The 25,912-nt window shown below is 71.6% G+C and carries 21 protein-coding genes; 10 read left to right on the top strand and 11 right to left on the bottom strand.

Features of this window, described 5'->3' with window-relative positions:
- The first annotated feature begins 47 nt into the window (after positions 1–47).
- Genes NR792_RS19365 through NR792_RS19355 form a run of 3 tightly spaced genes read left to right on the top strand, consistent with a single transcriptional unit; the run spans position 48 to position 2,663 of the window.
- Positions 48–1,061, top strand: a complete 1,014-nt coding sequence (locus NR792_RS19365; protein ID WP_375761491.1) for an ATP-binding cassette domain-containing protein — start codon at positions 48–50, stop codon at positions 1,059–1,061.
- A complete protein-coding gene (locus NR792_RS19360; protein ID WP_375761490.1) occupies positions 1,058–1,864 on the top strand; it encodes an ABC transporter permease in 807 nt (268 codons plus the stop codon). The genes NR792_RS19365 and NR792_RS19360 overlap by 4 nt, the downstream gene beginning before the upstream one ends.
- 4 nt (positions 1,865–1,868) lie before the next feature.
- On the top strand, positions 1,869–2,663 hold the full coding sequence (locus NR792_RS19355) for an ABC transporter permease (RefSeq protein WP_375761489.1): 795 nt from the start codon (positions 1,869–1,871) through the stop codon (positions 2,661–2,663).
- 4 nt (positions 2,664–2,667) lie between these two features.
- Here NR792_RS19355 and NR792_RS19350 read toward each other — a convergent pair whose 3' ends face one another.
- The gene (locus NR792_RS19350; protein WP_375761488.1) at positions 2,668–3,606 is read right to left on the bottom strand and encodes an MBL fold metallo-hydrolase; all 939 of its coding nucleotides are present in this window, start codon (positions 3,604–3,606) and stop codon (positions 2,668–2,670) included.
- A gap of 130 nt (positions 3,607–3,736) precedes the next feature.
- On the opposite strand from NR792_RS19350, the gene NR792_RS19345 reads away from it, so the two are divergent.
- On the top strand, positions 3,737–5,908 hold the full coding sequence (locus NR792_RS19345) for a Kelch repeat-containing protein (protein ID WP_375761487.1): 2,172 nt from the start codon (positions 3,737–3,739) through the stop codon (positions 5,906–5,908).
- Between the two features lie 60 nt (positions 5,909–5,968).
- Here the strand turns inward: NR792_RS19345 and NR792_RS19340 are convergent, their stop codons facing one another.
- A complete protein-coding gene (locus NR792_RS19340; RefSeq protein WP_375761486.1) occupies positions 5,969–6,874 on the bottom strand; it encodes a helix-hairpin-helix domain-containing protein in 906 nt (301 codons plus the stop codon).
- 64 nt (positions 6,875–6,938) lie between these two features.
- The gene (locus NR792_RS19335; protein ID WP_375761485.1) at positions 6,939–7,337 is read right to left on the bottom strand and encodes a RidA family protein; all 399 of its coding nucleotides are present in this window, start codon (positions 7,335–7,337) and stop codon (positions 6,939–6,941) included.
- A gap of 121 nt (positions 7,338–7,458) precedes the next feature.
- On the opposite strand from NR792_RS19335, the gene NR792_RS19330 reads away from it, so the two are divergent.
- A complete protein-coding gene (locus NR792_RS19330) occupies positions 7,459–9,087 on the top strand; it encodes a peptide chain release factor 3 (RefSeq protein WP_375761484.1) in 1,629 nt (542 codons plus the stop codon).
- 17 nt (positions 9,088–9,104) lie between these two features.
- Entirely contained in the window at positions 9,105–11,099 is a 1,995-nt protein-coding gene (locus tag NR792_RS19325) for a hypothetical protein (RefSeq protein ID WP_375761483.1), read from the top strand.
- A gap of 18 nt (positions 11,100–11,117) precedes the next feature.
- On the opposite strand, the gene NR792_RS19320 is transcribed toward NR792_RS19325, so the two are convergent.
- Entirely contained in the window at positions 11,118–11,660 is a 543-nt protein-coding gene (locus tag NR792_RS19320) for a hypothetical protein (RefSeq protein ID WP_171415836.1), read from the bottom strand.
- Between the two features lie 43 nt (positions 11,661–11,703).
- Here NR792_RS19320 and NR792_RS19315 point away from each other — a divergent pair, with 43 nt between their 5' ends.
- The gene (locus tag NR792_RS19315) at positions 11,704–13,209 is read left to right on the top strand and encodes a carboxypeptidase M32 (protein WP_375761482.1); all 1,506 of its coding nucleotides are present in this window, start codon (positions 11,704–11,706) and stop codon (positions 13,207–13,209) included.
- Between the two features lie 17 nt (positions 13,210–13,226).
- Here NR792_RS19315 and NR792_RS19310 read toward each other — a convergent pair whose 3' ends face one another.
- Positions 13,227–13,583 carry a hypothetical protein gene (locus tag NR792_RS19310; RefSeq protein WP_375761481.1) on the bottom strand — a complete coding sequence of 119 codons (357 nt, stop codon included), beginning with the start codon at positions 13,581–13,583 and terminating at the stop codon, positions 13,227–13,229.
- 192 nt (positions 13,584–13,775) lie between these two features.
- Complete coding sequence (locus NR792_RS19305) at positions 13,776–14,945, bottom strand: ribonuclease D (RefSeq protein ID WP_375761480.1); 1,170 nt, start codon at positions 14,943–14,945, stop codon at positions 13,776–13,778.
- Between the two features lie 65 nt (positions 14,946–15,010).
- Here NR792_RS19305 and ttcA point away from each other — a divergent pair, with 65 nt between their 5' ends.
- Genes ttcA through NR792_RS19290 form a run of 3 tightly spaced genes read left to right on the top strand, consistent with a single transcriptional unit; the run spans position 15,011 to position 17,508 of the window.
- Entirely contained in the window at positions 15,011–15,868 is an 858-nt protein-coding gene (ttcA, locus tag NR792_RS19300; protein WP_375761479.1) for a tRNA 2-thiocytidine(32) synthetase TtcA, read from the top strand.
- A complete protein-coding gene (locus NR792_RS19295; protein ID WP_120528546.1) occupies positions 15,847–16,671 on the top strand; it encodes a tellurite resistance TerB family protein in 825 nt (274 codons plus the stop codon). The genes ttcA and NR792_RS19295 overlap by 22 nt, the downstream gene beginning before the upstream one ends.
- A gap of 12 nt (positions 16,672–16,683) precedes the next feature.
- A complete protein-coding gene (locus NR792_RS19290) occupies positions 16,684–17,508 on the top strand; it encodes a phosphate/phosphite/phosphonate ABC transporter substrate-binding protein (RefSeq protein WP_375761478.1) in 825 nt (274 codons plus the stop codon).
- An 84-nt stretch (positions 17,509–17,592) separates the two neighbouring features.
- Here the strand turns inward: NR792_RS19290 and NR792_RS19285 are convergent, their stop codons facing one another.
- The 5 genes from NR792_RS19285 to NR792_RS19265 form a co-directional block, all read right to left on the bottom strand.
- The gene (locus tag NR792_RS19285; RefSeq protein ID WP_375761477.1) at positions 17,593–19,263 is read right to left on the bottom strand and encodes a serine/threonine protein kinase; all 1,671 of its coding nucleotides are present in this window, start codon (positions 19,261–19,263) and stop codon (positions 17,593–17,595) included.
- Positions 19,264–19,398: 135 nt separating this feature from the next.
- Entirely contained in the window at positions 19,399–22,395 is a 2,997-nt protein-coding gene (locus NR792_RS19280; protein ID WP_375761476.1) for a choice-of-anchor D domain-containing protein, read from the bottom strand.
- Between the two features lie 237 nt (positions 22,396–22,632).
- Positions 22,633–23,520 (bottom strand): alpha/beta fold hydrolase, encoded by an 888-nt coding sequence (locus tag NR792_RS19275; RefSeq protein ID WP_375761475.1) that lies wholly within the window; start codon positions 23,518–23,520, stop codon positions 22,633–22,635.
- Between the two features lie 53 nt (positions 23,521–23,573).
- Positions 23,574–23,759: a hypothetical protein gene (locus NR792_RS19270; RefSeq protein WP_375761474.1), complete on the bottom strand. Its 186-nt coding sequence runs from the start codon at positions 23,757–23,759 to the stop codon at positions 23,574–23,576.
- A gap of 201 nt (positions 23,760–23,960) precedes the next feature.
- Positions 23,961–25,880: an AAA domain-containing protein gene (locus NR792_RS19265; protein ID WP_375761473.1), complete on the bottom strand. Its 1,920-nt coding sequence runs from the start codon at positions 25,878–25,880 to the stop codon at positions 23,961–23,963.
- Between the last annotated feature and the right edge of the window lie 32 nt (positions 25,881–25,912).

The raw sequence follows: 25,912 nt of genomic DNA, 5'->3' as shown, positions 1-25,912 counted from the left end.
CATCAGGGGTCGCCACCCGGAGGCGACCGCGTTAAACCCATCCCGCCATGATTTCCGTCCGCGGACTGCGCAAGCACTATCAGGTCCACAAACGCCCGCCTGGCCTGAAGGCGGCCCTGCGCTCGCTCGTCCACCGTGACTACACGGCCGTCAAGGCCGTGGACGGCATCACCTTCGACATCCAGCCCGGGGAGCGCGTGGGCTTCCTGGGCCCCAACGGCGCGGGCAAGACGACGACGCTCAAGGTGCTCGCCGGCCTGCTCCACCCGTCCGAGGGTGAAGTCACCGTGGACGGCCACGTGCCCCGGCTGCGTGAGGAAGCGTTCCTCAAGAAGATCATGCTGGTGATGGGGCAGAAGCAGCAGCTCCTGTGGGACCTGCCCCCGTCGGAGACGTTCGAACTCAACCGCGCCATCTACGACGTGCCCCGCCTCCAGTACAAGCAGACGCTGGAGGAGCTGGTGTCGCTCCTGGAGCTGGAGGACCTCATCGGCAAGCCCACCCGGCAGCTCAGCCTGGGGGAGCGGATGAAGTGCGAGCTGGCCGCGGCCCTCATCCACCGCCCCCGGGTGCTCTTCCTGGACGAGCCCACCATCGGCCTGGACGTGTCCATGCAGGTGACGATGCGCGCGTTCATCAAGGCCTACAACGAGCAGACGGGCGCCACGCTCATCCTGACCAGCCACTACATGGACGACGTGGCGGCGCTCTGCCCGCGCGTCATCGTCATCGACAAGGGGCAGCTGTCCTACGACGGCAGCCTGGACGCGCTGGTGCAGCGCGTGCGCCCGGAGAAGCGCGTGGTGCTGCGGCTGGGCCAGCCGGTGGACGAGTCCCTGCTGACGCCGCTGGGCAAGGTGGTGTCGCACGAGCCGGGCTCGGCGGTGCTCCAGGTCCAGCAGGACGCGGTGAACGCCACGGTGGGCCGGGCGCTTTCCACGCTGCCGGTGACGGACCTGACGGTGGAGAACGCGCCTTTGGAAGAGGTGATGAGCGAGCTGTTCCAGGAGGGCAAGGCGCGCCGGGCGGAGGCCGCCCGGGAGGCGGCGGTGCCCGCATGAGCCTGCGCACGTCCCTCAAGGCGCTGCCCACGATGCTGCGCATCGGCTTCTCCGAGGCGGTGGCCTACCGCGCGGAGATGATCATCTGGGTGCTGGCCACCACCATGCCGCTCATCATGCTGGCCCTGTGGTCGGCGGTGGCGCGCGGCGGGGCGGTGGGGCGCTTTGGCCAGGCGGAGTTCACGGGCTACTTCCTCGCGGCCTTCTGCGTGCGGCAGATGACCAGCTCCTGGGTGGCGTGGCTGCTCAGCTACGAGGTGAAGCAGGGCACGCTGGCGATGCGGCTCCTGCGGCCCATCTCCCCGCTGCTCGCGTACGCGACGGAGGTGCTGGCGGGCATCCCGCTGCGCGTCGCCATCGTCCTGCCCGTCCTGGGCATCAGCCTGTGGGCGGCGGGCGCCGAGCGGGCGATTCCCACGTCGCTGGGGGGCTGGGGGCTGTTCGCGCTGGGCATCACGGGCGCGTGGCTCATCACGTTCTATCTGAACGTGCTCTTGGGCACGCTGAGCCTGTACCTGGAGAGCAGCCAGAAGCTGATGGAAGTCTACATGGTGCTGTTCTTCGTCTGCTCCGGGTACATGTTCCCGGTGGAGTTCTTCCCCGCCGGCGTGCGCACGGTCATCGAGTGGCTGCCGTTCCGCTACCAGATGGGGCTGCCGGTGGAGCTGATGACGGGGGCGCACGCGGCGAAGGAGGCGTGGGCGTTGCTCGGGGCGCAGTGGGCGTGGGTGGCGGGCCTGGGCGTGGTGTCCATGGCCGTCTGGCGGCGGGGCCTGGCGCGCTTCGCGGCGTTCGGAGGGTAGGGCGGTGAACGTGAAGCGCTACCTGCGCCTGCTGGGCGTGCAGCTGAAGGCTTCCGGGCTGCTGGCCTTGCAGTACCGCGCGGACTTCCTGGCGGAAGGGCTCACGTCGCTGGCGTGGACGTTCACCGCGCTGGCGCCGCTGTTCGTCGTCTTCAACGCGCGGCCCAGCATCGAGGGGTGGACGTTCCAGGAGTCGCTGCTGGTGGTGGGCTGGTTCACGCTCTTGCAGGGCGTGCTGGAGGGCGCCATCAGCCCCAGCCTCACGGGCATGGTGGAGCACATCCGCAAGGGCACGCTGGACTTCGTGCTGCTCAAGCCCGCGGACGCGCAGTTCCTGGTGTCCACGCAGCGCTTCCTGCCGTGGCGCGCGGTGAACGTGCTGTCCGGCGTGGGGCTGTTCGTCTACGCGTTCGTGTCGCTGGGGCGCTGGCCGTCATTGCCAGGCGTGTTCGCGTCGCTCGTGTTGCTTGGGACGAGCATGCTCATCCTCTACTCGATGTGGATCCTCGTGGTGAGCGCGGCCTTCTTCGTGGTGAAGGTGGACAACCTCACGTACCTGTTCACGTCCATCTTCGACGCGGCCCGCTGGCCGTCCTCGGTGTTCCGGGGCTCGCTGGCGTGGGTGTTCACCTTCATCATCCCGCTGGCGCTGATGACCACCTTCCCCGCGCTCGCGCTGCTGGGCAGGCTGCCGTGGACGTGGCTCGTGGGCGCGGTGGTGGGCGCGGTGGCGTTCGCGGCGGTGGCGCGGTGGGTGTGGCTCATGTCCATCCGCCACTACACGTCCGCGAGCAGCTGAGGCCTCAGGGCCCGGGCGCGCTGACGGAGGGCCGGGGCGCCTGCCGGGCCCACTCCGCGCGCACCACGTGGGGCAGGAGCTTCACGTAGGCGTAGCCGGGGTAGCGCTCCTTCAGCTTCGCTTCCACCGCCGCGAGCGGGTCGCTGCTGGGGTGCGCCGTGCGCCGCTCGCGCGTCACCTCCTCCCGCACGGCCTGGACGTAGGCGGCCTGCGCGTCCAGCAGTTCCGGGCCGCCGGGGAGTCCGCGCCCCGGGTGGATCCACTTGGGTTTCAATGCGCGCAGCTCCTCCAGCCGCTGGAGCCATTCCGTGGTGTCGCCGCCCTCGAACCAGTTGTGGGTGTCCCGGGCCACGAGGTCGCCGGTGAAGAGGTGGCCCTCCCATTCCACGACGACGTGGGCCGCGCTGGAGCCCGCGCCCAGGACGTGGACCTTCAGCGTGAGGCCGGCCGCGCTCAGCTCGCGGGTGCTGTCGCCCAAGCTGTCCGCGAGCACGAGCGTCCGGGGATAGCGGCCGTTCCAGTACTGCTTGAAGAGGTCGGGCGCCCACTTCTCGTGGACCGCGGGGATGCGCGCGAGCACCGGGCCGGAGGTGACCACCGGGACGCCCTGCTCCTTGAGCAGGGCCGTGCCGTTGAAGCTCTCCGGGTTCGGGTGGAGGACGATGGCGAGCTTCGGCTCCTTGCCGGTGACGTCCTTCGCGAACTTCAGCTTCTTGAGCAGTGCGGAGGGCAGCAATTGCGTGTCGATGAGGACCAGGCCCTCCGGTCCTTCAATCCAGTACGAAGCCGTCTGGAGCGACCACTCGGAGGAGATGTATCCGCCGATCCGGAGGTCCCCCTGCTCCTGGGCGGAGTGGGAGCGGTAGTGGGTCGGGACGACCGGCTGGGCCGCGCCGCAGCCCCACAGGAAGGACGCCAGCACCGCGGCGGTGAGCATTCGCATGAATGCCGATTCTACCCGTGAGGTCGGGCTGAGAGGAATTCCGCTGTGGTGTCTTGCGTCCGTCTGGGTTAAGGGGCCGCCCCCCTGTGGCGAAAGCCGCATCCCCCATGAAGTGAAGGACCTCCCCTCGATGACCCGTATCCGTTTCAACGGCCTGCTGGCCGCGCTCGCGCTCGCGTCCGCGCTGGCCTGCGCCCCCGAAGCACCGTCTTTCATGGACGCTCCCACGACCTCCACCTCGCGCCTGGACACGTCCTCGTGGAGCAGCGCCGGCACCATGGCGTCGGTGCGCGTGGACGCCACCGCCACCCCGCTGCGCAATGGCTATGTGCTCGTCGCGGGCGGGGGCACGTCCGCGGCGGAGCTGTATGATCCGCGCACCGGCCGCTGGTTCTCGCTGGGCGCCATGGCCACGAGCCGTCAGCGCCACACCGCCACGCTGCTGGCTTCCGGCAAGGTGCTGGTGGTGGGCGGAGGCAGCTCCGTGCTGGCCGCGGGCGGCGCGGAGCTGTTCGACCCGGACACCAACGGCTGGTCCGCCGTGACGGGGCTGGACGTGCCCCGCTCCCAGCACACCGCGACGCTGCTCCCCGACGGCCGGGTGCTGGTGGTGGGCGGTGACAGCGGCTCCGGCAACGCGCTGTCCAGCGCGCTGCTGTATTCACCCGCGACGAACACCTGGTCGGCCACCAGCCGGATGGGCGCGGCGCGCCTGGGCCATACGGCGACGCTGCTGCCGGATGGTCAGGTGCTGGTGTCGGGCGGCCGGGACAGCGCCAACGGGACCGTGCTCGCGACGGCGGAGCGCTACGACCCCATGACGGGCGAGTGGACGCCGGTGGGCACCATGACCACGCAGCGCACGGGCCACACGGCGACGCTGCTGTTGTCCGGGCAGGTGCTGGTGTCGGGCGGCTTCGCGGGCAGCCTCGCCACGGACACGTCCGAGCTGTTCGACCCGGACACCGGCACCTGGACGTCCCAGGGCCTGCTGCCGTTCCTCTGCGTCTTCCACACGGCGACGCTGCTGCCCTCCGGGCAGGTGCTGGTGACGGGCGGCTCCACGGGCGGCCAGCCCTACCTGGACCGCGCCGCGCTCTACAGCCCGGCCACCGGCGCCTGGACGGAGACGGCGACGATGGCCACGCGCCGCATCAGCCACGCCGCCGCGCTGCTGACGTCGGGAGACGTGCTCGTGCTGGGCGGCGTGCCCCAGGCCGGCTCGCGCAATGCGTCCGCGGAGCGCTACCGTCCGGCCGTCCTTCCGTGGAGCCCGGCCGCGAGCCTCGTCACCGCGCGCTCGCAGCTCAGCACCACCCGGCTGAACACGGGCGACGTGCTGGTGGCGGGCGGTGCGTCCTCGGCGGGCGGCGCGCTGTCCAGCGCGGTGCTGTACGACGAGGCGACGAACACCTGGCGGGACACCACCGCGCTGGGCACCGCGCGCTTCCTGCACTCCGCCACGCCGTTGAATGACGGCCGGGTGCTGGTGAGCGGCGGGCAGCGGGACGCCTCCACCTGGCTGTCCGCCACGGAGGTGTACGCGCCCGCCACGGGGACCTGGACGCCGGTGGGGGACCTGGGGACGGGGCGGGCCCGCCACACCGCGACGCTGCTGGCTTCCGGCAAGGTGCTGGTGACGGGCGGCGCGTCGGGCGCGAGCACGTCCGCCACGCTCGCCAGCGCGGAGCTGTTCAATCCGGCCACCGGCACCTGGAGCCCCACGGGCGCCATGGGACACGCGCGCACGTACCACGCGGCGGTGCCGCTGCTTTCGGGCGAGGTGCTGGTGATGGGCGGCAGCTCCACCGGTGCGGACCCCATCACCGCGAGCGCGGAGCTGTTCAACCCGGCCACGGGGACGTGGCGGCCCACGGGGTCCATGGCGGTGGCGCGCTATGGCCACATCGCGGTGCCGCTGGGCAATGGCAGCCAGGTGCTGGTGGCGGGCGGCTGGGGCGTGGATGGACCGCTGCGCTCCGCGGAGCTGTACGACATGGCGCGCGGCACCTGGAGGACCGTGGCGCCGATGAGCCTGCCGCGCTACCTGCCGCACGCCACGGTGCTGCCCTCGGGCCGCGTGCTGGTGGTGACGGGGGAGGGCGGCTCCGGGCTGGGCGTGCTCGACTCCGCGGAGGTGTACGACGTCGCGATGAACGCGTGGACGGTCGCGGGCACCCTGTCCACGCGCAACACGCACCACGGGCTGGCCCTGCTGCCCTCGGGCCGCGTGCTCGTCGCGGGCGGCAGCGGAAGCGGCGGCGCGCGCGTGGGCGTCGACGTGTACTCACCGGCGCCTTGAGTCCCTGAGCCGGCGACTGGCACGGGGCGGGCGCACTGCCTGCCCCGGGTCGTTCCCGCTTCAGGCCCCCGCGTGCGGCGCTTCGTGCGCCGTGTCCTCGCGGGCGTAGTACGCGAGGCATTCCTCCTCACGCCCGCGCACCACGCGTCTGCCATTGAGCGGCCCTACGTGGGAGGTCACCACCGTGTACTGGCCCTCGACGTCGTCCTGGTCGTAATAGAGGACCACCCAGTCATCCGTGGCGTTCTGCTGGTGCGCCAGCGCCGTGTTGGAGAACAGCGCGCGAAAGTTCCAGTCGTTGACGTGCTCGCGCATCACCGGCAGCCAGGCCTCACCGGACGGGTTGAAGCGCTTGGGCGCGATGCGCTTCAGCTCCCCGGCCTCCGCCCGGCGCCGGTAGTCCGCGTCCACCTTCAGGAGCAGCGCCACCGAAGGCCGGGGCCCGTCCTCTCCGCCATGGGAGCGCGCCCGCTCGCGCTCCCGCCGGTTGCGTCCCAGCCGCGCCGCCAGCACCTCGCGCACCTGCTCCGCGCGCCGGGGCCCGAAGCCCTCCACCCGCTCCAGCCGCCCGTCGTGCGAGGCCAGCTCCAGCGCCTCCAGCGTGGTGATGCCCAGCTCCTCGTGGATGCGCTTCGCCAGCTCCGGCCCGATGCCGGGCACGCTGGCAAGCAGGCCCTCGGGGGACGACTCACCCTCCAGCCGCTGGAGCAGCTCCATGTGCCCGGTGCGCACCAGCTCCGCGACGGCCGCCGCGATGCTCTTGCCCACGCCGGGCAGCTCCTTCAGGCCCGCCTCGCCCTTCTCCGCCAGCACCTGCGCCACGGAGTCCGGCCAGGTCGCGATGGTGGCCGCCGCCTTGCGGTAGGCCCCCACCCGGAAGGGCATCGCGTCCTGCGTGTCCAGCAGGTCCGCCACCCGCTCCAGCGTGTCCGCGATGTCGATGTTGCTCTTCCATTCGACGCCCATGGTACCTGGAAGGTAGGGACTCCCACGGAGGACGGCCACCCCGTGAGCCGCCCCCCGCGCACCCTCAGGCCGGAGCGGACGCCACCACCGCGTCCGCTTCGATTTCCACCAGCATCCGCGGGTCGATGAGCGCCTTCACCTCCACCATGGAGGTGGCGGGGCGGATGGCCGCGAACACCTCACCGTGCGCGCGGCCAATCTCCTCCCAGCGCGAGATGTCGGTGACGTACATGCGCGTGCGCACCACGTCCTCCACCCGGGCGCCCACCGCCTCCAGCGCGGCGCGGATGTTGGCGAGCGCCTGGGCCGCCTGCCGGTAGGCGTCCCCCTCACCGACAAGCTGGCCGTCCGCGTCCGTGGCGGTGGTACCGGAGACGGACACGAAGGCGCCCGCGCGCACCGCCCGCGAGTAGCCCACGCGGGGCTCCCAGGGGGTACCCGTGGCATGGAGGATGCGCTGCATGGCGTGGCTCCGGTGTGGGCGGGAAGGAGGGGTGCCCCGGAGGGCCGGAGCCCGGCCGGACCTCCAGGCGCTGCTTGCGAAGCTGCAAGGAACGACCGCCCGTGATAGTTGCCCTCGGATCATGGCCAACGAGCTCGAGAGGGAGGTCGCCCGGCGACGGACCTTCGCCATCATCTCCCACCCCGACGCGGGAAAGACAACCCTGACGGAGAAGCTGCTGCTCTACGGCGGCGCCATCCACCTGGCCGGCAGCGTGAAGGCCAAGCGGGCGCGGCGGCACGCGACCAGCGACTGGATGGAGCTGGAGAAGGAGCGCGGCATCTCCGTGACGTCCTCCGTGCTCCAGTTCGTCTACCGCGACCACGCGGTCAACCTGCTGGACACCCCGGGCCACCAGGACTTCTCCGAGGACACCTACCGCACGCTCTCCGCGGCGGACGCGGCGGTGATGCTCATTGACGCGGCGAAGGGCGTCGAGCCGCAGACGAAGAAGCTCTTCAAGGTCTGCCGCATGCGCGGCATCCCCATCTTCACCTTCGTCAACAAGCTGGACCGCTACGGCCGCGAGCCGCTGGAGCTGATGAACGAGCTGGAGCAGGTGCTCGGCATCCGCTCGTACCCCATGAACTGGCCCATCGGCATGGGGCCGGAGTTCCGGGGCGTCTACGACCGGCAGGCGCGCGTGGTGCACGTGTTCTCCGCGGAGGGCTCGCACGGCGAGTCGGAGGTGTCGGAGCGCTCGGTGTCCATCGACTCGGAGGAGATCAAGTCGGTGCTCACGGACGCGGAGCTGGCGAAGCTCCACGAGGACATCGAGCTGCTCGACATCGGCGGTGACGCCTTCACGCGGGAGAAGTCCGACGCGGGGCAGCTGACGCCCATGTTCTTTGGCAGCGCGATGACGAACTTCGGCGTGCGGCCCTTCCTGGACGCGTTCCTGGACCTGGCGCCCGCGCCCACGGCGCGCCCCACCACGCAGGGCCCGCGCGAGCCGACGAACCCCAAGTTCGCGGGCTTCGTCTTCAAGATTCAAGCGAACATGGACCCCGCGCACCGCGACCGCATCGCGTTCATGCGCGTGGTGTCTGGCCGCTACGTCAAGGGCATGAACGCGTTCCACTCGCGCCTGGGCAAGGAGGTGCGGCTCGCGAAGCCCAGCCAGTTCATGGCCGCGGAGCGCACGTCCATTGAAGACGCGTGGCCGGGGGACGTCATCGGCCTGTTCGACCCGGGGCAGTACCGCATCGGCGACTCGCTGGCGGAAGGCAACCAGGAGGTGCTCTTCGAGGGCGTGCCGCGCTTCAGCCCGGAGTTCTTCGCGGTGGTGCGCTCGAAGGACCCGCTGCGCCGCAAGCAGATGGAGAAGGGCCTGGAGCAGCTGTCCGAAGAGGGCACGGTGCAGATCTTCCAGCAGCTGGCCATGGGCATGAAGGACCCCATCGTCGGCGTGGTGGGCGCGCTCCAGTTCGAAGTGCTCCAGTACCGCCTGGAGCATGAGTACGGCGCGAAGATCGCCCTGGACCGGCTGCCCTTCAGCCACGCCCGCTGGGTGGTGGGGCAGAACTTCGACCCGAAGTCGTTCGACTGGGAAGGCAACCGCCAGACGGTGCAGGACCGCGACGGGCTGCCCCTGGTGCTCTTCCGCGACGACTGGGCGCTCCAGCACGCCGAGGAGAAGCACCCGGAGCTGAAGTTCCTGTCGGAGGCCCCCCTCCTGCGTCAGTCCGCGTCGGCCGCGACCGGAAGCTAGAGAGAAGGAAACCGTCCATGGCCGCGGAAGCGCCCGCCGTCCCGTCCCCCGTCTCCCCGGGGGGCGGTGCTCCGTCCGTCCCCGCCCCCCAGGCGTCCCCTCCCGCCCCCTCGCGGCGGGCCGTCCCGTCGTCCCGGCTCGCGCTCGTCGCGCTGGCGGCGATGCTCGCGCTGTGGCCCGCGTTCAAGCTGTACCTGGGGCCCGCGAACGAGCTGCGCGTGCGCTTCCCCGCCGCGGGCTGGCCCCTGGCGGGCGAGGTGTCCTTCACGGTGGAGAAGGACGCGCCGCCGGTGGCGCGTCCGCTCACGCCGGCGGAGGTCGAGCAGGTGCTGGGCGACGGCATCCCGGAGGGACAGCAGGAGGTGCGCGTCCAGCTGCCCCGGGACGCGCGCTCCGCGGAGGTGACGCTGCGGCCGCTGGCCGACCTCACCGTGGAGCAGGTGACGTGGTTCCCGCTGCGCGGGGCCGTGGTGAGCGGCCCCGGCGTGCGCGCGCTGCCCTTCGAACAGCGCGCCAACCCGGATGGCTCCCGCACGGTGAGCGTGGCGCGGCTGCGGCCCGGCTTCTGGAACGTGGACGTGGCGGACGTGCTCTTCGCCGTGACGGTGTGGGCCCTCTTCTGGCTCGTGCTGGAGGCGCGCTGGGGGCAGGGGAGGGCGGCGGCGTTCGCGCGGCGGCAGTCCGGCTGGGCGCGCTACGCGCTGCTGCCGCTGCTGTCCTGGGGCGCGTGGTGGCTCATCTTCTTCCCGGGGATCATCTCGTATGATCCGCTGGTGCAGTGGGAGCAGCTCCAGACGGGCCGTCTGGAGGACTGGCACCCGGCGTTCCACACCTTCTGGCTGTGGGTGGTGGGGTGGCCGTTCGGCTCGCTGGCGCCCGTGGGCGCGCTCCAGGCGGTGCTGTTCGCGACGGTGCTGGGCAAGGTGCTGGAGGAGCTGGGGCACTGGCGGGTGCCCGCGTGGGCGCGGTGGGGCGTGGTGGCGTGGGTCACCCTGTCGCCCGCGGTGGGCAGCAACGTCATCGCGGCGTGGAAGGACGCGCCGTTCACGCTGATGTGCCTGGCGGTGATGCTGCTGGTGCTGCGGGCGGAGCGCCGGGAGGGCTTGCGCGTGGCGGACGCGGCGTGGCTGGGCGCGTGCCTCGCGTGCATCACGCTCTTGCGCCACAACGGGCCGGCCCTGAGCGTGCCCATCCTCCTGGCCTGCCTGTGGCGTTACGGGGACCGGCGCGCGCGCGGCACGATGGTGTCCGTGATGGCGCTGCTCACGTTCATGGTGCGCGGCCCCGGCTACGCGCTGGCGGACGTGGAGCCCGCGCCGCCGGTGCTCAAGCAGGTGCTGCTCGTGCACCGGCTGGGCGCCGTGTCGAAGGACCCCCAGCTGCCGCCCGAGGACGCCCGCGTGCTCGAGGAGCTGATGCCGCTGGAGCAGTGGCGCAAGCGCTACGCCTGCCTCTCCGTGGGGCCGCTCGTCTTCGGCTCGCCCCTGCAGCGCGAGATGCTGGCGGGGCGCACGCTGGAGCTGGCGGACATCGCGTGGCGCTACGCGAAGCGCCACCCGGAGCAGCTGTGGGAGCAGCAGGTGTGCGTCACGCGCTACGTCTGGGCGCCCGAGGGGGACCTCTACATCGGGCCCTTCAACGGCGGCGGCAACACCGTGGACCCGAACCGGGTGGGCGTCCGTCCCCACTCGTGGTTCACCCCGGCACAGAACTTCTACGAGCACGTCATCTTCGACTCGTACGGCAAGCACGGCCTGCTGCGCACCCTGGTGTGGCAGCCCTCGTCGTCGCTGTACGCGTTCGTGCTGGGGCTGGTCGTGGTGCTCTGGCGGCAGCGCAGCCTGGGCGCGCTGCTGGCGGTGATGACCGCGGTGCTCAACACGCTCTCGTGGCTGCTGCTGTCGCCGAACCCGGACCTGCGCTTCCTCTTCCCCACGGTGCTGCTGGCCCCGCTGCTGCTCGCGCTCGCGCTGGCGCCCCGGCCGCGGCGCAAGAGCGAGGCGCAAGCGTAGGGCGGGGCCTCCCGCGGCCTACTTGTGCGGCACCACCGTGCCGCCGCGGAAGGCGGAGTCGCGCAGCACCAGGCCTTCCTTGAAGAGGCGCGCGGCGCGGTTGCCGACGAAGAAGTCCTTGGGGTCGCCCCGGCGGAAGGTCTTCTTCACGAACTCCTCCACCTCCATGTACAGGCGGCGGAACTTGTCCGGGGCCGCGTCGCGGCGGCCCGTCTGGGACGTCACCTCCAGCTCCACCCACATCTTCCCGCTGAGCAGCTCGCCCTCCTCGTTGCGGCGCGAGCGCTCAATGAAGATGACGGGCGAGCGCACCTCGTCGATGCGCCAGAAGCCCTTGTCCGGGCCGCGCTTCACCTTGTCCACCATGGCGGGGCCAATCTCGCTGGCCACCAGGTAGAGGTCCTCCTCCGGCAGGCGCGGGATGTTGTCCGGGGTGGCCCGGAAGGGCACCCAGTCCGGGGGCACGCGCCGGGGGTAGACCTCCAGGACGTGGCGCTCCAGGAAGCGGAAGAAGGCGACCTCGTCGTCGGGTGCCATGAAGAATTGGAGGATGTTGGCCATCGCGGGCGACCTCATACCCTGGAAGCACGCTAGAAACACAGCCATGGACACCTGGCTGCGCTCGCGGATGCACGAGCTGAACGACCTGAACAGCGTCATCAACCTGGCTTCCTGGGACCGGGAGGTCTACCTGCCCTCCAAGGCGGCCTCCGCCCGCGCCCAGCAGCTGGCCACCGTCCAGGCCCTCCACCACGAGCGGCTGGTGGACCCCCGCCTGGGCGAGGCCCTGGCCCGCGCCGCGGAGGGAGGCCCGGACTTCGAGGCCCTCACGCCCGACGAGCGCGCCATGGTGCGCGTCCTCACCCGCGAGCGCGACCGCGCGGTGCGCCTGCCCGCCCGCCTGGTGACCGCGCTGGCGGAGGCGCAGGGGGAGGGCCTCCAGGCCTGGCGCGAGGCGCGCACGACGAAGCGCTTCGAGCGCTTCCAGCCCGCGCTGGAGGCGCTGCTCGCGCTGCGGCGTGAGCAGGCGGACGCGCAGGGCCACGACGGCGAGCGCTACGACGCGCTGCTGGAGGGCTTCGAGCCCGGCATGCGCGTGAAGCGCCTCACGCCGGTGCTCACCGCGCTGCGCGGCTCGCTCATCCCCATGGTGGCCGCGCTGGGCGAGCAGAAGCGCGCCTTCCCCGCGTTCCTCTCCGGCCGCGCCTACGACACCGGCAAGCAGTGGCAGTTCACGATGCGGCTCTTGAAGGCCGTGGGCTTCGACCTGGAGGCGGGCCGCCAGGACGTCAGCATCCACCCCTTCACCAACAGCGTGCACGCGCAGGACGTGCGCCTCACCACGCGCCTGGACGCGGCGTGGCCGCCCGCGGCCCTCTTCGGCACGCTCCACGAGGCGGGCCACGGCCTGTACGAGCAGGGCTTCTCCCCGGAGCACCACCGCACGCCGCTCGCGTCGGTGCCCTCCATGGGCCTGCACGAGTCCCAGTCCCGCCTCTGGGAGAACCTGGTGGGCCGCGGCCGCGCCTTCTGGGTGCACCACTTCCCCGCGCTGAAGGAGGCCTTCCCGGAGGCGCTCGCGGACGTGGAGCTGGACGGCTTCCACGCGGGCATCAACCACGTGGTGCCGTCGCTCATCCGCGTGGAGGCGGACGAAGTCACGTACAACCTGCACATCGCCCTGCGCTACGAGCTGGAGCTGGCGATGCTGCGCGACGAGCTGCCCGTGTCGGAGCTGCCGTCCGCGTGGAACGAGCGCATGCGGCGCTACCTGGGGATGACGCCCCCGGACGACACCCAGGGCGTGCTCCAGGACATCCACTGGGCCTGGGGAGAGCTGGGCTACTTCCCCACGTACTCGCTGGGCAACCTCTACGCGGCCTCGCTGTACGCCGCCGCGAACCGGGCGCTGCCGTCGCTGGAGGCGGACCTCGCCCGGGGGGACACGGCGCCGCTGCTGGGCTGGCTGCGCGCGAACCTGCACGCGCAGGGCTTCCGGCTGCCCGCGGAGGAGCGCGTGCGCGCCATCACCGGCGAGGGGCTCACGGACCGGGACTTCCTGGCGTACCTGCGCGCGAAGTACGGCGCGCTGTACGGCATCAAGCTCTAGCGGGCTTCAGGCTCGCTTCAGGCCGCGAACACCAGCGGGCGGCACGCGCGCGCCAGGTGCAGCGCGTCCCGCGCGAGCGCGTGCGAGGCCGGGTCCTGCGCCTCCAGCCACGCGGCACGGGCCACCTGGCTGCCCAGCTCGAAGCACAGGCTGGCGGTGCGGCGCGACAGCCGGCTCTCCTTCTGGAGCGCGCGCACGTTGAGCTCGCACAGCTCCGCGCACTGGCGCAAGAGGCGCACCGCGTCGTCATCCGCCGCGAAGCCCTGCGCCACCAGGCGCGCCATGCCCGCCTCGCAGGCCGTCTGGCACTGCAGGCTCGCGGCGATGCACCGGGAGACCTCTGTCCGCGCCCCGCCTGTCCTGGCTCCCAGCATGACCACGCCCTCCCTGTGTGCGGCGTCAAAGGTACGCACGCACGCGGTTCTCGCAACCGGCACCGGAGCCGCAGATGGCGCTTGAACACCTGCGTTCCGGGGTCATGGACAGCGAGCCGACAAGGGATGCACAAGGCCCGCGCACGATTCAGCCGAAGCGTACCCCAGTTGCCTTTGCGTCGCGGGCGAACGTCAGCTTCCCAGCACCGGAAACGGCTTGAGCAGCGTGACGAGCTTGTCGCCGTACAGCTTGATCCGCTTTTCCCCGAAGTAGGGCACCTGCGACAACGCCTCCACGTCCGCGGGCGGCTTCGACGCCAGCGCGTCCATGAGCGGATTGGTGAGCACCACGCTGGGCGTCACCTTGCGCAGGGTGGCCTGTTCGACACGGAAGGCCTTGAGCGCGTCCTCGCGCTTGCGCCGGTGGGGGTCGCGCGGACCCTTGGGCTCCTTGTCCAGGTCCAGCTCGCCCCGGGTGGCCTTCTGCTGGAGGTCGCGGATGAGGGCGAGGATGGCGTCGCCGTGCGCGCGCACCACCGCGCCCCGCACGCCGGCCGCGCGCGCCAGGTCCTTGTGCGTGTCCGGCTGCTTCAGGGCCAGGTCGGTGATGGCCATGTTGGACAGCATGCGGCCCATGGGCACGTTGTCCTTCTCCGCCCACTCCAGCCGCAGCTTGTGCAGCCCCTGCGCGATGGCGTGCGCGAGCGCGTACTGCACCGGGGACAGGCCGCTGCGCGACAGCTTGGGCTTGTACTCGGCGCCCACCTCCGGCCGGGCCTCGGCCTCCGCGCACATGCGCTCGCAGTCCAGCAGCACCTCCTCCAGGATGTCCGCCTCGCGGCACGCGCCCTTCACCTGGCGGCCCAGCTCGCAGAGGTAGCGCACGTCGTTGGCGATGTAGTCCCGCATGCCCGGGGGCAGGGGACGCAGGGAGAAGTCGGACTGCTGGTGCTCCTTCGGCAGCTCCACGCCCAGCCGCTCACGCGCCAGGTCCGCCAGGCCCACCTTGGGCCACCCCAGGAGCGTCACGGCGCGGTGCGTGTCGAAGAGGCCGCGCACGCGCACGCCCGCTTCCGCGAGGAACTGCAGGTCGCCCTGGGCGGCGTGGAAGTACTTCGTGCGCCCGGGGTCCTCCATCATGGGGGAGAGCAGGCGTGGATCCACGCCCGGCTGGAGCGTGTCGAAGAGGAAGATGTCCGTGTCGGTGCCCAGCTGGAGGAAGCACAGGCGGGCCCGGAAGGCGTGCATGGCGTCCGCCTCCAGGTCCACCGCCACTTCCGGCGCGGCCTCCAGCACCCGCGTGGCGGCCTCCTCGCCCGCGCGGTCCACCACATCCACGGCTCCCTGAGGAAAGGTCGGCATCGCGGGGAGCAGGCTAGCGGACCGGCCCGCCCCTTTGACGTGTTTTTTCCCGAACCGCCGCTAGGATGGCCCCGCCGATGAACGACGCCCAACGTCTTGAAAAGAGCCTGCTTGGCCACATGGGCCGGGCCATCGCGGACTTCCGCCTCATCGAGGCCGGGGACCGCATCATGGTGGGCGTGTCGGGAGGCAAGGACTCCTACACGATGCTCCACCTGCTGCGGGAGCTGCAGCGGCGGGCCCCCGTGAAGTTCGACCTGCTGGCGGTGAACCTGGACCAGGGCCACCCGGGCTTCCCGGGCCACGTCCTGGAGGGCTACTTCCAGAAGGAAGGCTACGCCTACAAGATGCTGAAGGAGGACACCTACAGCATCGTCCTGGAGAAGACCCCGCCCGGGAAGACGCAGTGCTCGGTGTGCTCGCGCCTGCGCCGGGGCATCCTCTACAACGCCGCCGTGCACCTGGGCTGCAACAAGATCGCCCTGGGCCACCACCGCGACGACCTCATCCACACGATGCTCCTGAACATGTTCTTCGCCGGGAGCCTCAAGGCGATGCCGCCGCTCTTGAAGAGCGACGACGGCCGCAACGTGGTCATCCGGCCGCTGTGCTACGCGCCGGAGAAGGAGATCATCCAGTTCGCGGAGGCGAAGCAGTTCCCCCTCATCCCCTGCGACCTGTGCGGGTCGCAGGAGAACCTGCAGCGCAAGCGGATGCAGAAGCTGGTGGAGGACCTGGGCAAGGAGATCCCCAACGTCCGCCAGAGCCTGCTCAACGCGATGTCGAACGTGCGCCCCACGCACCTCTTGGACAAGACGCTGAACCCGGACCCGCTGAACGCGACGGAAGACGGGCCCGCGGTCACCCCCCCCACCCCCGACACGCAAGGGAGCGCCAGTCCATGGCTCGAGAGCAGGCAGTAAAGGCGCGCAAGGAGCGCAACGCGGCGCTGGTGGAGGCCATGTTGCTGGCCGCCATGGCGGACGGCAGCGTGTCCCAGCGTGAGATGCAGACGCTGCTGGCCCGCGTGCTGGAGCGCCCGGAGTTCGAGGGCACGCAGTCCGGCGAGCTGAACCTGCTGGTGGAGTCCAGCGCGGTGCGGCTGTCGGAGGCGCGCAACCTGGAGGAGGTGCTCGCCTCGCTGCGGCGGCGGCTGCCGGACCACAAGAACCGGATGCTGGCCTTCGGGCTGGCGGCGGCGGTGGCGCTGGCGGACCAGCGGGCCACGCGCTCGGAGCTGGGGCTGCTCAAGACGTTCCAGGCGGCCCTGGGCATCTCCGAGGACGAGGTCGCGCAGATCATCGACGTCATCGAGCAGGGGGGCAGCCTGTCGGAGGCGCTGGGCGAGCCCCTGGAGCGGCTGTTCGCGGAGGTGATGGTGCTGGTGCTGGCGGCGGACGGCCAGCTCAAGGAGGCGGAGGCCCGCGCGATGGTGGAGAGCTTCGCGGCGGATCCCCTCTTCCAGAACGTGAGCCCGGAGCGGGCGCAGGGCTTCGTCAGCGAGTCGGTGGCGGCGCTAGCGTCGGACGGGCTGCCCCAGCGGCTCCATGTCCTGGCGCACGGGCTGGCCACGCACTCGCAGCGCGTCAAGGCGTACCAGCTGGCCACCAAGATCGCCCATGCGTCCGGGCGGACGAGCACCGCGGAGCAGCGCATCCTGGATCTGCTCCAGGCGACGTTCGGCCTGGCAGACGATGAAGTGGCGCGGTTGGACCAGCAGGGGTAAGCAGGGAGGCGCATGACCCCGCACGTCCCCTCCGGTTCGCGGCACTCCTTCCGTTTCGGCCTGCCGCCGTCCTTGGGCAGTGAGACGGCGCGCGAGCGTGCGGAACGGCTCGCGTCGTTCCTGCAGCGCGCGCTGGGCAAGCTGGTGGAGGTGAACGTCGCCACCAGCTACGAGACCCTGGCCAAGGACCTCCTGTCAGGGCGCGCGGACGCGGCCTGGGCGCCGCCCTTCGTGTGCGCGCGCATGGAGGCCATGGGCGTGCGGGTGCTGGCGCGCGGGGTGCGCCGGGGCATGTCCAGCTACCGCTCCGCGCTGGTGGGGCGGGCGGGCTCCGGGCTGACGCTGGAGAAGCTGAAGGGCTCCACGGCGGCGTGGGTGGACCGCGATTCGGTGGCGGGCTACCTCCTGCCCAGCGCCTTCTTGAAGACGCAGGGGCTGGAGCCCTCGCGGGTGTTCGTGGCGCAGCAGTTCACGGGCTCGTACCAGGGCGCGCTGGAGGCGGTGCTGGAGGGCAGGGCGCAGGTGACGAGCGTCTTCTGTCCGCCCGCTTCCACGGGCCTCACGTTCACCACGGGCGTGGAGGACGTGCTGGGGCCGGGGATGGGCTCGAAGTTCGAGCTCCTGGCGTACACGGACGAGGCCCCCAATGACGGCGTGCCGGTGGCGATGGGGCTGCCCGCGCCGCTGGTGACGGCGCTGGAGACGGCGCTGCTGGGCTTGCCGTCCACGCCGGACGGGCAGGCGCTCATGCGGGACATCTTCAACGCGGAGCGGTTCGAGGTGGCGCCCCGCATGGGCTACCGCGCGCTGTACCGCGTGGCCCTGGCCAGCCTGTAGGCCGCGAGGCCCGCGTTGCTCGCAGGGCCTGGGGCACGCGCTTCGAGGAGAGCCCGAGGCGGCCTGTCGCGGTGCTTCTCGGGTCTACTTGTCGGAGTCGGAACCGCCGCGCGGGGGGCGCCGGGCGGAGGAGACGGAGCCCTCGGTGGGGCGCGCCGTCTTCGCGGGCACCTTGCCTCCGACGGAGTCCTCCGGTGCGCGCACGGCCTTCGCGGCGGAGCGGCTGCCGGTCGTGTCCGCGGAGGACTTCACGGCCTTCGCGGCGGGACGGCTGTCGGCGTCCTCCGGTCCGCGCACGGTCTTGCCCGCGGCACGGCCTCCGGTGGAGCCCTCCGGCGCGCGTGACGGCTTCGCGGCGTCCTCGCGCACGGCGCTGAACTTCGCGGTGGATGAACGGCCGGCCTCCGCATCGGCGCGAACGGCCTCATGCCTCGCGGTGGAGGACCGGGCGCCTTCCGCGCGCACGGCCTCGTGCTTCGCGGTGGACTGGCCCGCCTCCTCGTCGCTCAGGGGACGGGTGTCCGCGAGGCTCACGCCGGTGTTCTCCCGCGTCCTCACGGGCCGGGCATCCGGACGGCTCAGGCCGGACGTCTCCCTCGTGCGCGGCGGCCGCCCCACGCCGGAGTCCTCCGGCGACGCGGCGGCCTTCGTCGACGACTGGCTCACCGACGGCTCCGGCGCACGGGGCGGCGTCTTCGCCGGAGCCGGTTGCGCCTTGCTCGCGGACGGCGTCGTCCCGGCGGCCGGTGCCTTCGCGGAGGCCGCGCTGCCCGGCCGGGCCATCAGGCGCGGGTCGAAGTAGATCATCGTCGGCTCGGCCGCGAAGCGCTCCTCCTCCAGCTCGTCCGCGTAGACGTCCCGCATGAACGCCGCCAGGTGCGCGCTGGTGCCGTGCAGCTTCTCCTGCTGGAGGAACTCCTCCAGCGCCAGCTGCAGCTCGCCCGCCGTGGTGAACCGGTCGTCGCGCTTGCGCGCCAGCGCCTTGAAGACGATGGGGTCCAACGACTTCGGAATCCCCGGCACCGCCTCCGAGGGGGGAACGATCTTGTGCCCCACGACGGCCTTGAGCGTGGCCATCTCCGTCTCGCGCTTGAACAGGCGGCCGCCGGTCAGGAGCTCGTAGAACACCGTCCCCAGCCCGAACACGTCCGAGCGCGCATCCAGCGGCTCGCCCCGCGCCTGCTCCGGGGACATGTACGCGTGCTTGCCCTTGATGGTGCCCACCACCGTCTGCGACAGCTTCCCCTGCGCCTTCGCCACCCCGAAGTCGATGAGCTTCACGCCGCCGTTGAAGCCCACCAGCACGTTCTGCGGCGACACGTCCCGGTGGATGAGCGACAGCTTCCGGCCGGACGGACTGCGCGCGTTGTGGGCCGCGTCCAGCCCCGCCGCCGCCTCCGCGATGATCCGGCAGCGCAGGCCCAGCGGGAAGCCGCCCGGGTGCGCCGACGCGCGCGGCACCAGCGACCCCAAGGGCTCGCCGTGCACGTACTCCATCGCGATGTAGTACTGCCCGTCCACGTCCCCCATCTCGTAGATCTGCGCGATGTTGGGGTGGTTGAGCAGCGCAGCGATGCGCGCCTCGTCCAGGAACATCTGGAGGAACTCGTCGTCCTCCGACAGGTGGGGCAACAGCCGCTTCACCACCAGCAGCTTCTGGAAGCCCACCGGCCCCTTCTGCCGGGCCAGATAGACGGCCCCCATGCCGCCGGTGGCCAGCTTGCGCAGCAATTCATAGCGGCCGAACGTTTCCACTCCGGCCGTGACGATAGCCGCGTCAGCGCGGATCTCAAAAGCCCGAGCACCCCCAAAAACGCGAACCGGGCCGGCCCCCCTTGGGAACCGGCCCGGCCGCGCTGCGTCACGACTCCGTACCGGCCGCGGCCCCTGCTACGGAGTGGGGGCGCAGACGCTGCGGTAGCGGATCTCCACGGACTGGCCCGGGGTGGGCACGGAGCCCTGGGCGAAGATGACCGCGTTGCGGCCCGCGTCGTAGGTCCACTGGTCCGCACCCAGGGTGCGGCCGTTCACGCGCACGCTCATCTCCTGCGTGCCGTCCGGCGTCGCGGTGAGGTGGAAGTCCGCCTGCGGCTCACCGGCCTGCTGGATGATGGGGTCCAGGAACCCGCGGTAGTCGCCCTCGCAGACGGAGCCCACCGTGCCGCCCGTGCCCCTGGCCACCGCGGCGAAGCGGGGCGCGCTGCTGCTCGCGGTGGAGCAGGCGCCGTTGGGGATGAGCGCGTGCAGGTTGCTGCGCTGGGACATGCCCGTGCCCTTCAGCGTCTGGAGGAACTGGATGTAGCTGTCGGGCTCGAAGCCGGAGTGGTCGTCCTCGTCCGCCAGCACCACCACCGCCATGCGGGCCGCGGCGCGGACGAAGCCCAGGTTGCCGTCGTTGGGCTGCGGCGTGCGGACGTCGTCGGCCTGCTCGGACAGCGGGGCGGACAGGGCCTGGCGCGTCGTCTCCAGGCCCTGCACCAGGTTGTGGCAGAGGCCCACGCCCAGGTTGGACTGGATGGTGGCCGCCGCGTTGGCGCTGTTGCCGGACACCACGCGGGCGCGGCTGCCGTCCACCGGGAAGAGCCGGCCGGCCTCACCGCCGTTGGCGCCGCCGCCGCACAGCCCCTGGCGCTGCACCAGGCCCGTGCTGGTGACGCCCACGCGCACGTCCACGTTCAGCTCCCTGGCGCGCTGCAGCCAGCCGGGAATCGCGTTGCGCAGGCGCTGCTGGTAGGTGTCCATGGTGGTGGTGTTGGAGACCACGAAGAGCACGTCCAGCTGGCTGTCGGTGCCCTGCGTGAAGCGGTCCACCTGGATGCCCTCGTGGTTGGTCTCCGCGAGCAGCGGCACGAGGAAGCGGTTCGCCTCCGTGTCCGTCTGGAAGTACAGCGGGCTGTAGTGCTGGCCCAGCACGTTGCGGGCGTAGTCCACCTCCATCTCGAAGCCCTCGCCGGGCTGGAGCGTGATGGGCGCCGTCACCGGCGTCATCAGGGAGAACTGCTTCGACGTGCCGTTGCCGATGGTGGCGTCCGCCACGGTGAGCGGCTCGCTGCAGCGGTTGGACAGGAACGTCTTGCGCGGCTTCGCCGGGCAGTCGTAGCGGATGGGCCCGAAGTCCACGAAGGACGGCGTGGCCACGAGGCAGGACGGGTTGGACACCGCGTGGATGGGCAGCGTCACCGTGGGGTGGGCCGGGTTGTTGACGGTGAGCATCAGCTCGCCGTTGAACTCGCCGCCCGTGGTGGGCGCGCGGAAGGCAATCATGGAGCTGAAGGCCGTGTCGTAGAGCACCACGCCGCCAGTGATGGGACCGCCGGGCATGGAGAACACGCCGCCGCCGTCATTGGACAGGTGCACGTCCTTGATGGCGCACTCGGCCCGGCCCGGGTTGCGGAAGTAGAAGCCCAGCACCGCGCCGCGGCCCGGCACTACGTTGGCGAACTCCAGCTTCGGCTGCGGCAAGAGCTCGTACACGCAGGGGCCGGAGGTGCGGGCGCGGGCCGTCAGGGTGATGGCGCGCTCGGGCGTGAACAGGTCGTTGGACTGCACGTAGAGCGTCGCGGAGAAGGTGCCCTCGTTCTTGGGCTCGAAGTAGACCTTCAGCTCCAGCGCGTCGTTGCCCGGTTGAATCTGCAGGCCGTTGGCCTCCAGCGCGGGCCAGGTGCCGCCCTTCCAGGGGAAGTTCTGCGTGCCGCGCGTGGGCGTGCCCACGGCGAACTGGGCCGCGTCGCCGTCGGCGCGCACGCCGGTGAAGGTGAGGGGGCCGTTGCTGCCCGCGTTGGTGATGCGGATGACCTGCTCCAGCTTGCCGCCCACCGGCAGCTCGCCGAAGTCCAGCGCCACCGGCGCCACCGCCAGCGTGGGCCGGCCACCGCGCGCATCCAGCATCACGCGCGCCTCACGCGCCTTGTCGGACGCGTACGCCACCGTGAGGTTGCCCACGTTGGGGCCGGAGAAGCGCGCGGCGAACTCCATGCGCATCTCCACCACCTCGCCCGGCTGCACCGTGGAGCCCTCCGGCTTGGTCAGCGGCGAGAAGGCCCGGTCGCTGGTGGCCAGCGCGGAGATGGTCACCGGGCGCCAGGTGATGTTGCGCGCGCGGGTGAAGGACTCGGTGCGCTCGTGCACCGGGATCTCGTCGAAGGGCACGGGCGCCGGGTCGAACACGAAGGCGCTCGCCACGGAGTTGCCCTTCAAGTCCACGACGGACGGGGTGCACGTCTCGCAGGAGATGACCTCCAGCCGCGCGCCCATCTGCCCCAGCGAGCGGGGCAGGTACTTCGTCTTCACCACCTGGGTGCTGAGGGGCGGCACCGTGATGGTGTCCGGCGTGAACGGATCCGCCTGGTCGCCCGCCACCTTCAGCGTGAGCGGCAGGTCCACCGGGTTGGTGACGGTGACCTCCAGCGTGCGGTCGCTGTCCACCTCCAGCGTCTCGTAGTCCAGCACCGGCGGGTTCACGCCGATGCGCGTGGGCGTGCCCAGGCCCAGCACGGGCAGCTGCTGCAGCGCGCCCACGTTGGCGTCCGTCGTCACGCGCAAGGTCTCCTCCACGGGCCCCTCCTTCAGGGGGTGGAAGCGCACCTTGACGACATGCGACTCGCCCGGCGGCACGCGGCCGCCACCGTCCGTCAGCTCCACCTGGTACGACGGGTTGTTGCCAATCCCCAGCGCCTCCAGCGCGGAGAAGGGCACGTAGCCGACGTTGCGGATGCGGACCTCCTTCTCACGCCACTCGCCCACCGGCACCTCGCCGAAGTCGAGCGCGTCCACGTCCAGCACCGCCGTGGCCTGCACCCCGCGCGTCTGGTCCTCCTCGTGACACGCCATCGTCCCCGCCACCAACGACGCCAGCAGGACGAACCGACCCCTCCACCCCATCACCATTGTCCGCTCCCCACCCTTCCCCACCACACGCACACGGATGCCCGGGACACGTGATCCAACTCGGGCTCCCCCTAATCAAGACCCGTGCCGCCCGGGGCCGTCACGCCGCGGCCACCTGAATTCAGGGACTTGGCTCAAGCTTCAGCGGCCAAGTGAGCGCTGGAGGGAACCGGGTTGCCCTGGAGGGTGAAAGGTTTTTCCCGACCTTTTGCCAACCTTCACCCCCAACTTTTCAGGTCATGCAGATGACGCTTCGGCAGGGCTTCCGGCAATGAACGCCGCGATCGCGGCGGCGATGGCCGCCGGCTGCTCCAGGTGCACGTGGTGCCCGCCTTCGAAGGAGCGGGGCGGGGCGGCCAGCGTGCGCAGCGCGGCCAGCCGTGCCTCCAGCAGCTCCGGGGCGGGGGACAGCCCTTCGGTGCCGCGCAGGAGCTGCACGGGACAGGTGACGGCGGCCTCCAGCGCCAGCCACTGGGCCTCGTCGAAGCCCTGGCCGAAGCGGCGGCGGTGGCGCGGGTCGAAGGTGAAGGCGAAGTCGCCCTCCTGAGTCCGGCGCGTGCCGTGGCGCGCGAAGAGCAGCGCCGCGTCCGGGGAGAGGGTGGGGTTGGCCTGACGCAGGCGCTCCGCAGCGGCCTCCACCGTGGGGTAGCGCTTGCGGTTGGGCGGCCGGCGCGAGTCGTCCAGGAACCCGCGCAGCCGCTGCAGGGCGCCCGTGGCCGGGCCGCCGGAGGGGCCCAGGCTTTCAATGAGGGTCAGGCTGAGGACGCGCTCCGGGCGCGCGGCGGCGTACGCGAGCGCGACGATGCCGCCCAGCGAGTGCCCCACCAGGTGCACCGGGGGCAGGGCCAGCCCGTCCAGGGTGGCCTCCACGTCCAGCAGGTGGTCGCTGAAGTGATACGCGGCGCCGGGACCGGCGTGGCCGCTCTGGCCCATGCCGCGAAAGTCGAGCAGCACCGTGCGCCAGGCCTGGGGCAGGTGCTCGCAGAGCGGATCAAAGCTGTGGGAGTGGTCCAGCCAGCCATGCAGGAACAGCACGGCGGGGGCCCCCTGGGGGCCGCGCTGCCGCACGTGCAGCGGCAGCCCTTCGGCGTCGACGGTGAGGGATTCGAATGCGGCGGCGGGCACGGAGCCTCCTCGTGCCTTCACGCCTTACTCCGTCCCCCCGGGTACTGGCGACCCTAGACCAGGCTGCTGGACGCGGCCGGGCGCGGCGGGCCGCCGGTGTCCGGCTTGCCGAGCACCATGGCCAGCTGCCGGGCCTGGCTCTCCGTGGCGCAGCGGTACTCCTGGGCCTTGCCGTTGGGCCGGTCGATCCGAATCACCCAGACGTCATTCTCCTTGGTCACCACAGGCGCTTGGGACATGCATTCCCTCCGTGCCCGGCAAGAGAAGCATCCTTCGTGCCGACCCCGGGGATGGGCCCAAATGCCTGATTTCCGGCCGTCGCCGGAACCAGGCGGCTAGGCGGGTGACAAAATTCGTTCAGCGATGCGACAAATTTCGCGCGCCCGGGCCGCACTCCTTGCGTAGTCCCGCGGGGCAGCCCGGAGTCGTTGGGATGACAATCATTGCTCAGCCGGGTCCGGCCACTCCCAGGCGGAGCGGTAGCCGCCGTCCGTCTGGGTGCCCTCGATGAAGCGCGCGTAGAAGGGGTGGCTGCTGAGGGTGGCGGAGTCGCCCACGACGAACAGGTGCCGGCGGGCGCGGGTGAGGGCCACGTTCATGCGGCGCAGGTCGTTGAGGAAGCCCAGCTGCCCCTCGCTGTTGGAGCGGGTGAGGCTGACGAGGATGGCGTCCTTCTCCCGGCCCTGGAACGCGTCCACGGTGTCCACCTCCACCTCCGGGTGCACGGCCTCCAGCGCCTCGCGCAGGTGCCGGGCCTGGGCGCTGTATGGGGCGATGACGGCCACCTCGCGCGGGGACAGGCCCTTCGCCAGCAGCTCGCGCACGCGGGCGATGACGTAGGTGGCCTCGCCCGGGTTGAGGAGGCTGTGCGTGGTGGGCTCCACCTCTTCGTCGAAGCCCTTGCCCGCGGTGTCCAGGTAGAGCACGGGCGGGGCGTCCGCCTCCGCGCCGGGGCTGAGCACCTGCGCGAGCGTGCGGTCCGCCACGGACGGGTGGGCGCGCAGCTCCCCGCCGTACATCTCCTTCGAGGGGAAGGCCATGATGGCGGCGTTCATCCGGTACTGCTCGCGCAGCATGCGCTTCACGTCGTCGCCGTGGTCCTTCAGCAGGCGCTCGAAGAGGCTCGTGCCCAGGCCCGCCTTCGCGGCCTCCTGGGACAGCACGGTGGGCGGCAGCTGCTGCGGGTCTCCGGCGAGCACCACCTTGGGCGCGCGCAGGAAGCCCAGCAGGGCCAGCGGCTCGGTGGCCTGGGTGGCTTCGTCCAGGAGGGCGCGGTCGAACTCCTCGCCCGCGAGCACGCCGGAGCCCAGGCTCGCGAGCGTCACGCACACCACGTCCGCGCGGGCGAGCACGGCCTTCACGGCCTTCTTCTCCAGCTTGCGCGCCTCGTCCATCAGGTCCTTGGCTTCCGCCGTGGAGGAGCGGGCGTTGGAGAAGCGCTCGCGGCTGCGGCCCTGGCTGCGCTGGCGGCGCGCGTAGCCGAAGAGGTCGAAGGCCTCGTCGAACAGGTCGCGGCTGACGACGCGGTCCGGGTGCTCCTCCACCACGATGTCCAGCGTGTGCTCCTGGAGCCGGGCGGCGACGCGCGCGGGGTGGCCCACGCGCAAGGCGCGCAGGCCCTGCTCCAGGCACAGCTCCAAGAGGTGGTCCACGGCGGCGTTGCTGGCCGCGGTGCACAGGAGGCGCTCTCCGCGCGCGACGGCCTGGGCCGCGACCTCCGCCAGCACGGTGGACTTGCCGGTGCCGGGCGGGCCGTGGACCAGGAAGAAGTCCTCCGCGGCCAGGGCGCGCTTCGCGGCGTCCTGCTGCTCCGGGTTGAGCGGGCGGGTGGGGGTGAAGTCCTGGGTGTTGTCGAAGCGCGGGGGCTCGTTGCCCAGGAGCACCTCGCGCTTGTGCCGCTCCTGGCCCTTGTCCATCGCCTTCACGCGCTGGAGGCCCGCGCGCACGCGCTCATAGGTGACGTCGTTGGGGACGACGTCCAGGCGCAGCAGCCCTTCGGAGAGGTACGCGGGCGGCTCGCGGTCGAAGGCGAGCTGGATGCGGGTGGAGGTGGCGCGCGACACGAGCGCCTTCGCCGGCTCCTTCACCTCCGCGCGGCGGGGCAGCACCGCCACGAAGTCGCCGTTGGACAGGCGCGTGGGCAGCCTCCCCCGGTCCGCGCGGGCGAGCGTGAGGAGGATGCGGCCGCCCAGGCCCACCTCCTCCTCGACGGTCTCCAGGTCCAGCACGGACAGGCCCTGCTCCTCGCGCTCGCGCAGGGAGAGCCCCTGGGCCAACGCGGTCGTGCGGGCCTTCTCTGCCTCGCGCTCCTGGGCGAGGAGCGAGGCGAGCTTGTCGAAGAACGAGACGTCACGGGCCATGGCCCCGGGTCATGCCACCCCGGGGCGCCCGC

Origin of the sequence: Corallococcus exercitus (assembly GCF_042231735.1) — a bacterium.
Taxonomy (GTDB): Bacteria; Myxococcota; Myxococcia; order Myxococcales; family Myxococcaceae; genus Corallococcus; species Corallococcus exercitus_B.
Note: the sequence above shows the minus strand (reverse complement) of the source record. Positions and strands in the feature narration are given on the sequence as shown.